This window comes from Micrococcus luteus, from assembly GCF_022664405.1.
Taxonomy (GTDB): Bacteria; Actinomycetota; Actinomycetes; order Actinomycetales; family Micrococcaceae; genus Micrococcus; species Micrococcus luteus.
Map to the genome: position 1 here is coordinate 83,655 of NZ_JAKRLB010000009.1, position 14,271 is coordinate 97,925.

Genomic DNA, 14,271 nt, shown 5'->3' on the forward strand with positions numbered 1-14,271 from the left:
TGGTCGGCCGGGCGGGCTCAGCGCAGCACGGCCTCGTAGACCTCGATCGTGCGCTCCGCGATGGTCTCCCACGAGAAGTGCTCGATCGCGCGGGCCCGGCCGGCCTCACCCATCGCGCGGGCGCGCTCCGGGTCCTCCACGACGCGGGTGAGCGCGGCCGCGAAGTCGGCGGCGAACCCCTCCTCGTCCACGGGCGCCCCCGTGCCGTCGTCGACCTGCTCGAAGGGGACGAGCAGGCCGGTCTCGCCGTCCTGCACGACCTCCGGGATGCCGCCCACGGCGGAGGCGACGACGGCGGTGCCGCACGCCATCGCCTCGAGGTTGACGATGCCCAGCGGCTCGTAGACCGAGGGGCAGGCGAACACGGTGGCGGCCGTGAGGATCTCCATCACCTCGTGGCGCGGGATCATCCCCTCGATCACGACGACGCCCTGGCGGGTGCGCCGCAGCTCGGCGATCAACCCGTTCACCTCGTGCGCCAGCTCCGCGGTGTCCGGGGCGCCCACGCACAGCACGAGCTGGACGTCCTCCGGCAGCCGCAGGGCCGCACGGAGCAGGTGGGGCACGCCCTTCTGGCGCGTGATGCGGCCGACGAACGCGACGGAGGGCTTGTCCGGGTCGATTCCGTACTTCTCCAGTGCGGCGGTGCCGGTCTGCGGGGTCCAGACCTGTGTGTCGATGCCGTTGTGGACCGTGTGCACCTTTGCCGGGTCCACGTCCGGGTAGCAGGCCAGGATGTCCCGACGCATGCCGTCCGAGACCGCGATGACCGCGTCCGCCCCGAGGTAGGCCGTGCGCTCGGCCCAGCTGGACAGGGCGTAGCCGCCGCCGAGCTGCTCCGCCTTCCAGGGGCGCAGCGGCTCGAGGGAGTGCGCGGAGAGGACGTGGGGGGCCTCGTGCAGGAGCTTGCCGAGGTGGCCGGCCAGGTTGGCGTACCAGGTGTGGGAGTGGATGACGTCGGCGCCCTCGAGGTCCCCGAGGATCGTGAGGTCGGTGGCCAGGGTCTGCACGGCCCCGTTGGCGGCGTCGAACCCGGGCGGGTTCGGGTACGTCAGGACGCGGGCCCCGTGGTAGTCCGGGTCGCGCGGCTCGCCGAAGGCATGGACGCGGACGTCGACGCGGGAGGCGAGGACGCGGGTCAGCTCGGCGACGTGGACGCCGGCACCGCCGTAGATGGACGGGGGGAACTCTTTGCTCACGATGTCGATGCGCACGCCCCCAACCTAGTTCAGCCCGGCGGGGGTCGATAGTCTGGCGGCACGGATGCCCCGCACGCCCAGAGCACGCGTGCGGGTCGCGACGACCCGGCTCATGAGGAGTGACGCAGATGGTGCAGAAGAAGGTCCTCTCGGTCGTGCTGGCGGGCGGTGAGGGCAAGCGTCTGATGCCGCTGACGGCCGACCGTGCCAAGCCGGCCGTCCCGTTCGGCGGCACGTACCGCCTCATCGACTTCGCGCTGTCCAACCTGGTCAACAGCCGGTACCGCGAGATCGTCGTGCTGACGCAGTACAAGTCGCACTCGCTGGACCGCCACATCTCCGAGACGTGGCGGATGTCCACGCTGCTGAACAACTACGTGGCCTCCGTGCCGGCGCAGCAGCGCCGGGGCAAGGACTGGTTCACGGGCAGCGCGAACGCCATCTACCAGTCCATGAACCTGATCCACGACGCACGGCCGGACATCGTCGTCGTCATCGGCGCGGACCACGTCTACCACATGGACTTCCAGCAGATGGTGGACCAGCACATCGCCTCGGGCGCCAAGGCGACCGTGGCCGCGGTGCGCCAGCCCCTCGAGCTGGCCTCCTCGTTCGGGGTGATCGAGACGGACCCGCAGGACAGGACGCGGATCTCGGCGTTCGTGGAGAAGCCGAAGACGACCCCCGGCCTGCCGGACGACCCCACGCAGTTCCTGGCCTCGATGGGCAACTACGTGTTCGACACGGACGCCCTCGTGGCGGCGCTGAACCAGGACGAGGAGAACCCCGAGTCGAACAACGACATGGGCGGGGACATCATCCCGCTGTTCGTGGAGCGCGGCGAGGCCGGGGTGTACGACTTCACCTCCAACGAGGTGCCCGGCGGCACGGCCGGCAAGCACTACTGGCGGGACGTCGGCACCCTGGACTCCTACTACGACGCGCACATGGACCTGGTGCAGCCGTGGCCGGAGTTCAACCTCTACAACCGCGAGTGGCCGCTCTACACCCGCCAGTCCGTCTCCCCGCCCGCCAAGCTCGTGCGCTCGTCCACCCGCCGCCCCGGCTCGGCGAACGACTCGATCCTCTCCCAGGGCGTGGTCATCTCCGGCGGCACCGTGGCCCAGTCCGTGCTCTCCACGGACGTGCGCGTGCACAACGAGGCGTGGGTGGAGCAGTCGGTGCTGCTGGACTCCGTCGTGATCGGCGAGGGGGCCCACGTGCGCAACGCGATCCTGGACAAGAACGTGGTCGTGCCCCCGGGCGCGCGCATCGGCTTCGACCGGGCGGAGGACGAGGCGAACGGCTACACCGTGACAGAATCCGGCCTGACGGTGCTCTCCAAGGGCCAGCCCGTCCCGAAGCCGCACTGACGCGGCCCCGGGCCGCCGGTCCCGGACCACCGCCGACGCGCGGGCACGCCCCGGTGTGTCCGCGCGTCGCCGTCCCCGCTGGATCCCCGACCGGAGGCTCGCCTTGACCGACACCACCCCCGACCTCGACGCCACCAACGTCACCCGCGCTGAGGCCGCGGAACGCTCCCGCCTGCTCACGGTGCAGGACTACGCCGTGGACGTGGACCTCTCCGACGCCCGGGACGCCGCGACCGACACCTATCCGGTCCGCACCGTGATCCGCTTCGCGTGCGCCGAGCCGGGCGCGCAGACCCACCTGGACTGGATCCACGGGGGCGTGGAGTCGGTGACCCTCAACGGCACGGCGCTGGACGTGGCCGAGGTCGTGGGCGGGGCCCGGGTGCTGCTGCCCGATCTGGCGGCGCAGAACGTGGTCGAGCTGGTCGGCCGGTCCGTGTACTCCCGGTCGGGCGAGGGCCTGCACCGCTTCACGGACCCCGCCGACGGCGAGGTCTACCTCTACACCCAGTACGAGCCCGCCGACGCGCGCCGCGTGTTCCCGGACTTCGAGCAGCCGGACCTCAAGGCCGCCTTCACCTTCTCCCTCACCGGACCCGAGGACTGGGTGCTGGCCTCGAACCGGCCCGAGGTGTCCCGGACGCGGGCCGGGGACGGCGTCGTCCGGGCGGAGTTCGCCCCGACGCTCCCCCAGTCCACCTACATCACGACGCTGCTCGCCGGCCCCTATGCGCAGTGGGAGGACGCCTGGGACGGTCACCCGGCCAGCGGTGCGCAGGCCGTGCCGCTGCGGCTGTTCACCCGGCGCACGATGGCCGACGCGTTCGACCCCGAGGCCGTGTTCGACGTGACGAAGCGGGGGCTGACGTTCTTCCACGACCTCTTCGGCGTCGCGTACCCGTGGGGCAAGTACGACCAGGCGTTCGTGCCCGAGTACAACCTCGGCGCCATGGAGAACCCGGGCCTCGTGACCTTCACCGAGGACTTCGTGTTCACCTCGCGGGCCACCGCGGTCCAGTACGAGGGCCGGGCCAACGTGATCCTGCACGAGATGGCGCACATGTGGTTCGGCGACCTCGTGACGATGCACTGGTGGGACGACCTGTGGCTCAAGGAGTCGTTCGCGGACTACATGGGCGCCCTCGGCGTGGACGAGGCCACCGACTTCCGGACCGCGTGGGTGACCTTCGCGTCCCGCCGCAAGGCCTGGGCGTACGTGCAGGACCAGATGCCGACGACGCACCCCATCGTCGCGGACATCGTCGACCTCGAGGCCGCCCGTCAGAACTTCGACGGCATCACCTACGCCAAGGGCGCCTCCGTGCTCAAGCAGCTGGCCGCCTACGTGGGCCGGGACGCGTTCCTCGACGCCGCGCACCGCTACTTCGCCGCCCACGCGTGGGGCAACGCCTCCCTCGCCGACTTCATGGCCGCGCTCGAGGCCGCCTCGGGGCGGGACATGCGCGCGTGGGCGGACGCGTGGCTGCACACCTCCGGCGTGCCCCGGCTGCGGGTCGACGTCGACGGCGACGCCCCGGTGCTGCGCCAGGAGGGCACGGACCCGGTCACGGGCGGGCCGATCCTCCGCCCGCACGTGCTGAAGGTCGGCCTCTTCACGCCCGGGCAGGACGGCGTCCTGCGCCGCACCGCCCAGGTCACCGCCGACGTGCCGGGCGGGGCGGAGGGCGCGGCCGTGCCCCTGCCGGACCTCGAGGTCCCCGGGGGCGTCCGCCTCGTGCTGCCCAACGACGAGGACCTCACCTACGCCGCCGTCGCGCTCGACGCGGGCTCGCTGCGCGCGGCCCTGACGCACCCCATCGCGGACCCGCTCGCGGAGGCCACCGTGTGGGCCGCCCTGTGGTCGATGACCCGCGACGGCGAGCTGCCGGTCGCCCGGTTCCTGGACGCGGTGGCGACGCTGTCCGCGCGGATCGCGACCGTGGGCGTGCACGCGCAGGTGCTGACGCAGGCCGCCGCGGCCGTGGGCCAGTACGCCCGCGCCGAGGACCGGGACGCGCTGCGGGCCCGGCTGGGCGAGGTCCTGGCCGAGCAGACCCGCACGCTCGAGGCCGGCTCCGACCGCCAGCGCACCGCGGCCCGCACGTGGGCGACGCTGGCGCGCGCCGACGTCGGGATGGCCGCGGCCCTCGAGGCCGCCCTGCTCGGCGAGGACGCGGCGACGTCGGCGCCGGGCCTGGCGATCGACGCGGAGCTGCGCTGGCTCGTGCTCCAGGCCCTCGCCGCGACCGGCCGGGCCGGCCAGGACCGCCTGGACGCGGAGCTCGAGGCCGGCCGCACCGCCCAGACGGTCACGTGGCACCGCCTCGCCGCGGCCGCCCGCCCCGAGGCCGAGGTCAAGGCCGCGGCGTGGGAGGCGGTCATGTCCGGCCGCACGGCCACCGGCACGGAGCTGTCCAACGACCTGCTCTCGGCCACGGCGGCCGGCTTCGCGGCGGGCGAGGTCGAGCTCCTCGCCCCCTACGAGTCCGGCTTCTGGCCGCGCCTGACCTCGGTGTGGGCCTCGCGGTCCAACGGGCTGGCCTCGCGCGCGATCGGCGGGCTGTTCCCGGGCCGCCAGGACGCGGTGGCCGGCGGCGCCGACGCGCAGGAGTCGCACCCGACGCTGGCCGCGGCCCAGCGCTGGCTGGACGAGCACCCCGACGCCCCGGGGGCCCTGCGGCGCCTGGTCGTGGAGCACACGGACGCCCTGCGGCGGTCCCTGCGCGTGCAGGCGGTGCAGCCGGCGGGCTGAGCGGTAAGCCCTCCCGCGCAGAGTGGTCACGACACGCCGCCTCCCCTCGGGCGAGGCGGCGTGTCGTGACCATTCCAGCTCAGGGCGCGGCGACGCGGAGCACGCGTTCCCGGCCCACCCGGCGCAGGCCCACGGCGTCGGCGGCGCGCTGGGCGTCCCGGTCGCGCATCCCCACCCGCTCGACGACGACGGGCCGCGTCTCCAGCACGGCCGTCAGTTCGGCGTGGCGCGCCACGTGCGCGGCCCCGCCGTCCGGGTCGAGGGACAGCGCCTGCCGGTCGGCCGCGTGGAGCCAGGCCGCCGACACGTCCTCCACCGGGCGGCGCAGGTGGGCGCCGAGGGAGGCGTCGTCGAGCAGGTCGGAGACGTCGGCGTCCGCGAGGCGGGCCACGAGTGCGGGTGGCCCGGCGACCACCGCGGTCGTGTGCAGCAGGACCACGTGCAGCAGCTCCGGGTCCGGCGTCCGCGGCGGGCGCGAGCACGACGCCCGGGTCCTCCCACGCCGTCGGCGCGACGCCGAGTCCCGCGGCCAGTCCGGTCCGCAGCGCGGCGGTCGCGTCGGCGCCCAGCACGTCGGCCGGCGCGAGCGTGCCGAGGGCCAGCGGGTGGACGCCGAGCAGCCGGTTCAGGGCGCGGGCCTCGCGGTGCGCCCGGTCCACGAGGGCGGCCAGCTCGGGCGAGGTCTCCCCCACCAGCGGCAGCTCGCGCAACGTTGCGGCCCCCACCGGCACCCCGGCCTCGGCCGCGACCGCTGCCAGCGCGTCCCAGTGTCGCGTCTCCTCCTGGGCAGGCGTGCGGCCGCCGCCCGGCTCGTCCGGCCCGGTCACCGTGGCGGCGGCCTCGTCGAGGTCGCGGACCGTGACGAGGTCCCACGTGCCGTCCGCGCTCCAGCCGCGGTCCGTGAGCAGAGGCACGCGGCGGCCGGAGGCGAGCTCCAGCTCGAGGGCGCAGTGGACGTCCACGGTCGACCGTGGGCGCCGCGGGGCGTCGGAGCGGGCGATCAGGCGGACGGGGGCGTCGTCGGGGGTCATGGTCCGATCCTGACAGAGCCGCCCCGCCACACCTCGACGCGTCGGGGGCGGTTTCGGGCGGTATTCACGTCGAATACCACCGCAAACCGCCCCCGGACGGAAGCGTGCCGGACGGTGCCGGGACGCCGTCAGGTGGCTCAGGGCACCCGCGCCGTCCACTCCGGGGTCGTGAACTTGGTGCGGGCCAGCTGCTCGGCCTCCTCGCGGGTGGCCTCGTCCAGCTCGACGCGGCGTGCGCCGTAGCGCTCCTGGAAGGTGGTCATCATGGTCTCCCAGATCTCGGCGCGCGAGACGCCGGTCTGGCGGCGGAGCGGATCCACCCGCTTCTTCGCCGAGGCCACGCCCTTGCCGCGCAGCTTCTCCCGGCCGATGCGCAGCACCTCGAGCATCTTGTCCGCGTCGATGTCGTAGCTCATCGTCACGTGGTGCAGCAGCCCGGCCGTGCCCACCCGCTTCTGCGCGGCGCCGCCGATCTTCCCCTGGTCCGTGGCGATGTCGTTGAGCGGCTGGTAGAACGCCTGCACGCCGAGTCGGGCGAGCGCGTCCATGGTCCACTCGTCCAGGAACGGGTAGGTCTCCGCCGTCTCCAGCCCGTCGACCAGCGACGACGGCACGTGCATCGAGTACGTGACGCAGTTGTCCGCCTCCATGAACATCGCGCCGCCGCCGGAGATCCGCCGCACCACGTTGATGCCGTGCCGCCGCGCCCCCTCGGGGTCCACCTCGTTGGCCAGCGACTGGAAGGCGCCGATCACCACGGCCGGCTCGTTCCACTGCCACAGGCGCATGGTCGGCTTGCGACGTCCCTCGGCCACCTGTCGGGTGAGCACCTCGTCCAGGGCCAAGGTCAGCGCGATCGGCATCGGCTCCGGCCCGATGACCTCCCACTCGTGGTCCTCCCACGTGGTCGCCTTGCCGAGGGCGCGACGCACGGCCGAGGCGACCGCGAAGGCGTCCACGCCGAACAGCTCGGCCTCGGGTCGCAGACCCCGCTCGACGGCCTCCCGGATGACGCGATGCTCGGCGTCCGCGGACAGCCCGGTCACCGCCGCGTTGAGGTCCTCGAGCGCCTCGTCCGGCTCGAGGAAGAAGTCACCGTTGATGCTGGCGGTCGCGATCCGGCCGTCCGCGAGGCTCAGGTCCGCCGCGACCAGCTTGCCGCCGATCACCTTGTATTCACCGTGGAGAGTCGTCATGCCCGCCAGCCTACGGGCGACGCGACGGGCCCCGCACCGCCCGGATCGCTCCGGGGGCGCGGGGCCCGTCGTCGTGGTGGGCGCGCGGCTCAGGCCGCCGCGGTCACTTCTTGCCGCCGAAGCCCTTGAAGCGGGCGTTGAAGCGCTCGACGCGGCCGGCGGTGTCCATGATGCGCTGCTTGCCCGTGTAGAACGGGTGCGAGGCGGCCGAGATCTCGACGTCGATCACCGGGTAGGTGTTGCCATCGGTCCACTCCGCGGTCTTCTCGGAGTTCGCGGTGCTGCGGGTGAGGATCTTCTCACCGGAGGCGAGGTCGTTGAAGATGACGTAGCGGTAATCCGGGTGGATCTCAGACTTCATGGTGCATCCTTCGTTTCAGCCGCCTGATTGGGACCAGGGGCGCGAGAGGTGTGGTCAGGGGGTCCGCCGGACGGCGGGCCAGCCGCCCACTCTACCGCACCCGGGCCGGTCAGCGTGCGCGCAGCTCCCACAGCGCGACCGCCGCGGCCGCGGCCACGTTCAGTGAGTCGACGCCGTCGGGCATGGGGATGACGACGTCGGCGTCGGTCTGGGCGAGGGTCTCGGGCCGGACCCCCGGCCCCTCCTGGCCGAGGACGAGGGCCAGGCGCTCGGCGGTCCGCAGCGGCTCGATCTCCGGCGAGTCCAGGCCCACGGCGCGGTCCGTCACCTCGAGGGCGGCCACCGCGAACCCGGCCGCCCGCAGCGCGGGCAGCGACGCGGCGACCGGGCCGGGCAGGCGCGCCCACGGCAGGCGGAACACCGTGCCCATCGAGACGCGGATGGCGCGCCGGTACAGCGGGTCGGCGGCCTGCGGGGTGAGCAGCAGCGCGTCCCAGCCGAGGGCGACGGCGGAGCGCACCACGGCGCCCAGGTTGAAAGCGGTCACGACGCGTTCTGAAGCATCTCGGACCCGTGAACTCGGTTCCTTCCGGTCGACACACCGATGAACTGAGCATTGCGTTTCCGCAGGTCAGAAGGCAAATACGGCCGCTCGGTCGTCATCGTGGGCCGGCTAGGAGTGTTCAATAAACCCTATGCCCCCACACACTGCCATGCTGGGACTGCGCAGCGGCGACCTGAGCCTGGGCTGATGGCGCTCATCGGACTCATTCGGGTCGGGACAGACCCTCAGGACGCGAGGTTGCAACGGCAAGCACTCAAGCCGATCTGCTCACGTCTCGTCGAGGAGACAGCATCGCGTCGACGCCTGATCAAGAACCGCCCCGGGCTCCTCGCTGCTGTGGCGGAGGTGGGCGACGGCGATGCGCTCACCGTGACCCACGCACGAAGCCTGAGCACGAGCATGGTCGACGGGCTCGAGACACTGCTGGACCTCGTTGACCGAGGAGTTGCCGTGAAAGTCCTCAAGGGCCTCGCCGCGGGAGAGCACACCGGAGACTCGGAGTTCCTCGATGACGTCCGCGAGCTCACCCGGCGCCGCCGAGAGCTCCAAAGCTCCCGCGTCCGGGCCGGCATCCAAGCAGCGCGGGAACACGGAGTCAGCCACGGTCGACCACGCACCATTAGTGACGAGACGCAGCGCGAGATTAGGATGCGGAGAGATCAAGGCGAGACGTTGCGCAGCATCGCCGGAGGTGCTGGCGTGTCGATCGGAACCGCCCACCGCGTGCTGGCGCGACACGCGCCCCGTCAGGGCACGTTGTCCCCTCGGCGGAAAGCTGAGTCGGCAGCGCCTTGTCGCGTGGCGGAGCAATAGCTAGGAGACGGATGACCGAGGATGAGGCACGCGCGGCAGCGCGTGCATTGCGGCCCCACGGCGGGAGCGATCGGCTGACGCTGGCGGAGCTTGAGCAGTACCTTGCCGCCGCGGCTGACCTGCTGCGCGGCAGCATCGACCAGGCCGACTTCAAGGCATACATCTTCCCGCTGATGTTCTTCAAGCGGATCAGCGACGTCTACCTCGAGGAGTACGCCCAAGCGCTGGACGAGTCCGGAGGCGACCACGAGTTCGCCCTGTTTGCGGAGAACCACCGCTTCGTGATCCCCGAGGGCAGCCTGTGGGGTGACGTGCGCAGCCACACCGAGAACATCGGCACTGCGCTGCAGACCGCGTTCCGCGAGATCGAAAAGGCCAACCCAGAGACCCTCTACGGCATCTTCGGCAGCGCCAGCTGGACCAACAAGGACAAGCTGCCCGACCGCAAGCTCGCCGATCTCATCGAGCACTTCTCGAGTAAGGCTCTGACCAACGCCGCTGTGCCGCCCGACGTGTTCGGCAACGCGTACGAGTACCTCATCAAGAGGTTCGCCGACCAGTCGAACAAGAAGGCCGGTGAGTACTACACGCCGCGCTCGGTGGTCGGCCTGCTCGTCAACATCCTCGATCCCACCGAGGGTGAGACGGTCTACGACCCGGCTTGCGGCACCGGCGGGATGCTGATCGAGGTCATCGAGCACGTGAAAGATGCCGGCAGCAGCCCCAAGACCCTGTGGGGCAAGCTCTACGGCCAGGAGAAGGTGCTCGCCACCTCCGCGATCGCACGGATGAACCTGCTGCTACACGGCGTCGAGGACTTCAAGATCGTCCGCGAGGACACGTTGCGCAGCCCCGCCTTCTACACGGGCAACAACCTCGCGCAGTTTGACTGCGTCGTGGCCAACCCGCCGTTCTCGCTCAAGAATTGGGGCGAGCCCGAGTGGGCGTCCGACAAGTGGGGCCGGAATGCGCTCGGTGGTGTTCCGCCGAAGGGATACGCCGACTGGGCGTGGGTCCAGCACATGATCACCTCCGCGAAGCCGAAGACCGGCCGGGTCGCCGTCGTCCTGCCCCAAGGGGCACTCTTCCGGCAGGGAGCTGAGGCGCGGATCCGCACCCACGTGCTCAAGTCAGACCTCGTCGACGCGGTCATCGGGTTGGCCCCCAACCTGTTCTACGGCACTGGCCTCGCCGCCTGCGTGCTGATCCTTCGAACGGAGAAGCAACCAGACGAGTACGGCAAGGTGCTCTTCATCAACGGTGAAGACCTGTTCAAGCGCGGACGCAACCAGAACACCCTCGAACCCGAGCATGCCCAGCAGATCCTCGACGCCTATGAGCTCTACGCTGACATCGAGGGCCGCTCCCGTGTCGTCGACCTGGCCGAGATCGAGAGCAACGACTACAACCTCAACGTCCCGCTGTACGTCGCGCCTCCTGACAGCGGTGAGAAGCTCACGCTCGAGGACGCGCTCGCGAATCTCGAAACGGCGCACGCCGAGGCGACCACGACGCGTGCTGCGCTGGAGGCCGAGCTGGCGAAGTGGGGGCTGTCCGTATGAGCACCCGAATCACCCAGCGTGAGCTGGAGAACTACCTCTGGGGCGCGGCAATCGTTCTCCGTGGCCTGATTGACGCCGGCGACTACAAGCAGTACATCTTCCCGCTGGTCTTCTTGAAGCGGATCTCCGACGTCTACGACGAGGAGCACGCCGCCGCGATGGAGGTGTACGAAGACGAGGAGCTCGCCGACCTCCCAGAGAACCACCGCTTCGCCATCCCCCACGGCTGCCACTGGGACGACATCCACGGCGTCACGCAGAACATCGGCGCGGCACTCCTGCACGCCATGCGCTCCATCGAGAAGGCCAACCCCGACACACTCCCCGGCGTCTTCGGCGACGGCGACTGGGGCAACAAGGACCTGCTCCCGGACTCGACTCTGGCCGACCTCATCGAGCACTTCTCCACCAAGACGCTCTCGATCGCCAACCTGCCCGAGGACGAGCTCGGCAACGGCTACGAGTACCTGATCAAGAAATTCGCGGACGACTCCGGTCACACCGCGCAGGAGTTCTACACCAATCGCACGCTGGTGCACCTGATGACGATGATGCTGGAGCCCCAGCCGGGTGAGTCGGTGTACGACCCCACCTGCGGCACGGGCGGCATGCTCATCTCCACCGCCGCCGAGCTCAAGAGGCAGGGCAAGGAGTGGCGGAATCTGCGCCTCTACGGCCAGGAGCTCAACTACGGGACCTCTGCCATCGCGCGGATGAATCTGTTCCTGCACGGGATCACAGACGGTCACATCGCTCACGGCGACACCCTCAGCCGACCGGCATTCCTCGACGGCAAGGGCCATCTGCAGACGTTCGACGTCGTGCTGGCAAACCCGCCCTACTCCATCAAGGCCTGGAACCGTGCCGCATTCGCCAAGGACCCCTACGGCCGGAACGTCTGGGGTGTCCCGCCACAGGGACGTGCCGACTACGCGTTCTTCCAGCACATCGCCAAGAGCCTCGACCCCGATACGGGCCGCGCTGCGATCCTCTTCCCCCACGGGGTGCTCTTCCGGCGTGAAGAGGCGTCCCTCCGCAAAGCACTGGTGCAGTCAGACCTCATCGAGTGCGTCCTGGGGCTCGGCGCAGGGCTCTTCTACAACAGCCCGATGGAGGCCGTGGTCGTCACGCTCCGCGCCAACAAGCCCACCGAGCACCAGGGCGAGGTGCTGTTCATCAATGCCGTGAACGAAGTCGCCCGCGAACAGGCACAGTCCTTCCTCCGCGAGGCGCACCAACAGAAGATCCTGGCCGCCTATCGCGCCTTCGAGCCACAGGACGGGTTCGCTGCAGTTGGCACCCTCGACCAGATCGCGGAGAAGGGCCACAGCCTCGCGATTCCGTTGTACGTCGCGGGCGACTCGGCGAATGAAGGCGGCGAGCACATCGATGTCAGCGATGCAGTGGCGCAGTGGCGAACTGCCGCGCAGGTTTCGGACCAGGCGATTACTGACGTTCTCGCGCTGCTGAGAGCGGAGGTGCCCGCGTGAGCCTCAACCTCGACAAGTCGCGCTGGAAGCGGGTTGCCTTCGGCGACGTTGTTCGTAACGTCAATGAGACCATCCGTGATCTCGAAGCGGCCGGCATCAACCGCGTCATCGCGATGGAGCACATGGACCCCGGCGAGCTGAAGGTTAGCCGGTGGGGTTCAACAGAGGACGGCACCACCTTCACGCGACGCGTGAAGCCTGGACAGACGCTCTTCGGCAAACGGCGCGCGTACCAGCGCAAGGTTGCCTACGCCGAGTTCGACGCCATCTGCTCCGGCGACATCTACACGTTCGAGACCGATGGGACGCAGCTCCTTGGTGAGTTGCTCCCGTTCCTCGTGCAGTCGAACGGCTTCTTCGAGCATGCTCTCGGTACGTCGGCAGGGTCGCTGTCGCCGCGCACGAACTGGCGTGACCTGAAGGATTTCGAGTTCGATCTCCCACCCCTCGACGAGCAGAAGCGCATCGCCGACCTCCTCTGGACCGTCGAGCGGCACAGACGAGCGCTGACCAAAGTGCACGCGGAGGTAGTCCGCAGCCAGTCAGAACTTGTTGAGCAGTTCGTGCGGGCCGCGCCCGGTCGCGAGGTAAACCTTGGTGACGTTCTTAAGATTGTGCGCGGCGGCTCGCCGCGACCAATCAATGAGTACCTGACCGACAGTCCCGACGGACTGCACTGGATCAAGATCGGTGACGTACCGCCGGACGGCAAGTTCATCGACAGGACGGCGCAACGAATTAAGCCGAGTGGTCTTCCCAAGACTCGCACGGTGAAGCCGGGCGACTTCATCCTGTCGAACTCGATGAGCTTTGGCCGCCCGTACATCGTTCGGATCGACGGATGCATCCATGATGGTTGGCTTTCACTTTCGGATGTCGGTGGCCGCTGGCGAACTGACTACCTGTACTACCTTCTGCGGAGCTACGGGGTGCAGTCACAGTTCCGGCAGGGTGCCGGCGGCTCGACGGTAAAGAACCTCAACACCGACATTGTGAGCCGCGTTTCTGTTGTGCATCCGTCCCTTGAGGACCAGGATTCTTTGCTCGAGCAGATGGCCTCAGCGTCATCCGCAGTTGCCTCCGTGGCAAAAGAGTCGGATGCGGTGAAAGCGATCAAGTCAGCTCTGTCTGAGACAGTTTTCGGGGGCGACTGATGGCGCAGTTCAACGAGGCAAACTCGGTACGTGACTTCATCCGGGACCTCGTCAAGTCCATCGATGTCCAGTTCGTGCCGGGTAGCGAGTTGCCGCGTCGCGTCGACGAGGTGCTGCTGGAAGGCGTACTCAAGGGTGCGCTGATCAACCTCAACCCTGAGATCGAGGCTGATCCGGCGAAGGCCGACGAGGTCATCTACAACCTCCGCGCGATCCTGATCGCGGCGCGCAACAGCCCGCACCCGGTGGTCGCTAACGAGGAGTTCATGGCGTGGCTGACCGGGCAGAAATCGATGCCGTTCGGGCCGAACGGCGAGCACACCACAGTCCGTCTGATCGACTTCGAACATCTCGACGATGACTCCTCGAACCAGTGGATCGTCTCCACCGAGGTGACCTTCACGCAGGGCCGGCTGGAGAAGCGGTTCGATCTCGTGCTGTGGTGCAACGGTCTGCCCCTGGTGGTCGGTGAGGCGAAGACGCCGATCCGGCCGGCGTACACCTGGATCGACGGGGCCGCGCAGATCCACGATGACGGGCGTGTCAACTTGTCTGTGTAAGCGGGGTGGTCACAGGTAGGGGTTGATCCGGTCGGGGTAGGCCGCGGCGAGCTGGGCGAGGGCCTGCTTCCAGTTCGTGACGGCCTGACCTTCGACGAGCCGGCCCTGGGCTTTGCGCTGGCCGGCGGGTTTGCCCCGGTCCCGAGCGCGTTCGGCGGCGCGTTTGTCTTCGATGTTGCAGATCGCCAGCCAGAGCAGCTTCACCGCCGCCTCGG

The 14,271-nt window shown here is 69.7% G+C and carries 12 protein-coding genes and 1 pseudogene; 7 read left to right on the forward strand and 6 right to left on the reverse strand.

Annotation, left to right across the window (positions count from 1 at the left end; genetic code table 11):
• Positions 1-17 precede the first annotated feature (17 nt).
• Positions 18-1,214, reverse strand: a complete 1,197-nt coding sequence (glgA, locus tag MF605_RS05870; RefSeq protein WP_002855046.1) for a glycogen synthase — start codon at positions 1,212-1,214, stop codon at positions 18-20.
• Positions 1,215-1,327: 113 nt separating this feature from the next.
• Here glgA and glgC point away from each other — a divergent pair, with 113 nt between their 5' ends.
• Both glgC and pepN read left to right on the forward strand, forming a co-directional pair.
• On the forward strand, positions 1,328-2,572 hold the full coding sequence (glgC, locus tag MF605_RS05875) for a glucose-1-phosphate adenylyltransferase (protein WP_061867262.1): 1,245 nt from the start codon (positions 1,328-1,330) through the stop codon (positions 2,570-2,572).
• A 103-nt stretch (positions 2,573-2,675) separates the two neighbouring features.
• Positions 2,676-5,324, forward strand: a complete 2,649-nt coding sequence (gene pepN / locus MF605_RS05880) for an aminopeptidase N (protein ID WP_061867261.1) — start codon at positions 2,676-2,678, stop codon at positions 5,322-5,324.
• Between the two features lie 79 nt (positions 5,325-5,403).
• Here pepN and MF605_RS05885 read toward each other — a convergent pair whose 3' ends face one another.
• The 4 genes from MF605_RS05885 to MF605_RS05900 form a co-directional block, all read right to left on the reverse strand.
• A complete protein-coding gene (locus tag MF605_RS05885) occupies positions 5,404-5,763 on the reverse strand; it encodes a hypothetical protein (protein WP_230260220.1) in 360 nt (119 codons plus the stop codon).
• Between the two features lie 729 nt (positions 5,764-6,492).
• Positions 6,493-7,551, reverse strand: coding sequence for a lipoate-protein ligase LplAB (locus MF605_RS05890; protein ID WP_061867260.1), 1,059 nt, complete (start codon positions 7,549-7,551; stop codon positions 6,493-6,495).
• 103 nt (positions 7,552-7,654) lie between these two features.
• A complete protein-coding gene (locus MF605_RS05895) occupies positions 7,655-7,912 on the reverse strand; it encodes a type B 50S ribosomal protein L31 (RefSeq protein WP_036336843.1) in 258 nt (85 codons plus the stop codon).
• Between the two features lie 109 nt (positions 7,913-8,021).
• Positions 8,022-8,459: a TrmH family RNA methyltransferase gene (locus tag MF605_RS05900; protein ID WP_255354991.1), complete on the reverse strand. Its 438-nt coding sequence runs from the start codon at positions 8,457-8,459 to the stop codon at positions 8,022-8,024.
• A gap of 204 nt (positions 8,460-8,663) precedes the next feature.
• Here MF605_RS05900 and MF605_RS12115 point away from each other — a divergent pair, with 204 nt between their 5' ends.
• The 5 genes from MF605_RS12115 to MF605_RS05925 are packed head-to-tail and all read left to right on the forward strand — an operon-like array spanning position 8,664 to position 14,056.
• The gene (locus MF605_RS12115; RefSeq protein WP_084776553.1) at positions 8,664-9,290 is read left to right on the forward strand and encodes a recombinase family protein; all 627 of its coding nucleotides are present in this window, start codon (positions 8,664-8,666) and stop codon (positions 9,288-9,290) included.
• An 11-nt stretch (positions 9,291-9,301) separates the two neighbouring features.
• Positions 9,302-10,852 carry a type I restriction-modification system subunit M gene (locus MF605_RS05910; RefSeq protein ID WP_134416989.1) on the forward strand — a complete coding sequence of 517 codons (1,551 nt, stop codon included), beginning with the start codon at positions 9,302-9,304 and terminating at the stop codon, positions 10,850-10,852.
• On the forward strand, positions 10,849-12,342 hold the full coding sequence (locus MF605_RS05915; protein WP_061867257.1) for a type I restriction-modification system subunit M: 1,494 nt from the start codon (positions 10,849-10,851) through the stop codon (positions 12,340-12,342). The genes MF605_RS05910 and MF605_RS05915 overlap by 4 nt, the downstream gene beginning before the upstream one ends.
• Positions 12,339-13,496, forward strand: coding sequence for a restriction endonuclease subunit S (locus MF605_RS05920; protein ID WP_061867256.1), 1,158 nt, complete (start codon positions 12,339-12,341; stop codon positions 13,494-13,496). Before MF605_RS05915 ends, MF605_RS05920 begins: the two co-directional genes overlap by 4 nt.
• A complete protein-coding gene (locus MF605_RS05925; protein ID WP_242821248.1) occupies positions 13,496-14,056 on the forward strand; it encodes a type I restriction endonuclease in 561 nt (186 codons plus the stop codon). Before MF605_RS05920 ends, MF605_RS05925 begins: the two co-directional genes overlap by 1 nt.
• A 9-nt stretch (positions 14,057-14,065) precedes the next feature.
• Here the strand turns inward: MF605_RS05925 and MF605_RS05930 are convergent.
• A pseudogene (locus MF605_RS05930) lies at positions 14,066-14,271 on the reverse strand (IS256 family transposase); the annotation flags it as partial.

Excerpts from the sequence above, each read along its gene's own strand:
- glgC (WP_061867262.1), top strand. The coding sequence starts at position 1,328 with ATGGTGCAGAAGAAGGTCCTCTCGGTCGTGCTGGCGGGCGGTGAGGGC.
- MF605_RS05890 (WP_061867260.1), bottom strand. The coding sequence starts at position 7,551 with ATGACGACTCTCCACGGTGAATACAAGGTGATCGGCGGCAAGCTGGTC.
- MF605_RS05895 (WP_036336843.1), bottom strand. The coding sequence starts at position 7,912 with ATGAAGTCTGAGATCCACCCGGATTACCGCTACGTCATCTTCAACGAC.
- MF605_RS12115 (WP_084776553.1), top strand. The coding sequence starts at position 8,664 with ATGGCGCTCATCGGACTCATTCGGGTCGGGACAGACCCTCAGGACGCG.
- MF605_RS05910 (WP_134416989.1), top strand. The coding sequence starts at position 9,302 with ATGACCGAGGATGAGGCACGCGCGGCAGCGCGTGCATTGCGGCCCCAC.
- MF605_RS05915 (WP_061867257.1), top strand. The coding sequence starts at position 10,849 with ATGAGCACCCGAATCACCCAGCGTGAGCTGGAGAACTACCTCTGGGGC.
- MF605_RS05925 (WP_242821248.1), top strand. The coding sequence starts at position 13,496 with ATGGCGCAGTTCAACGAGGCAAACTCGGTACGTGACTTCATCCGGGAC.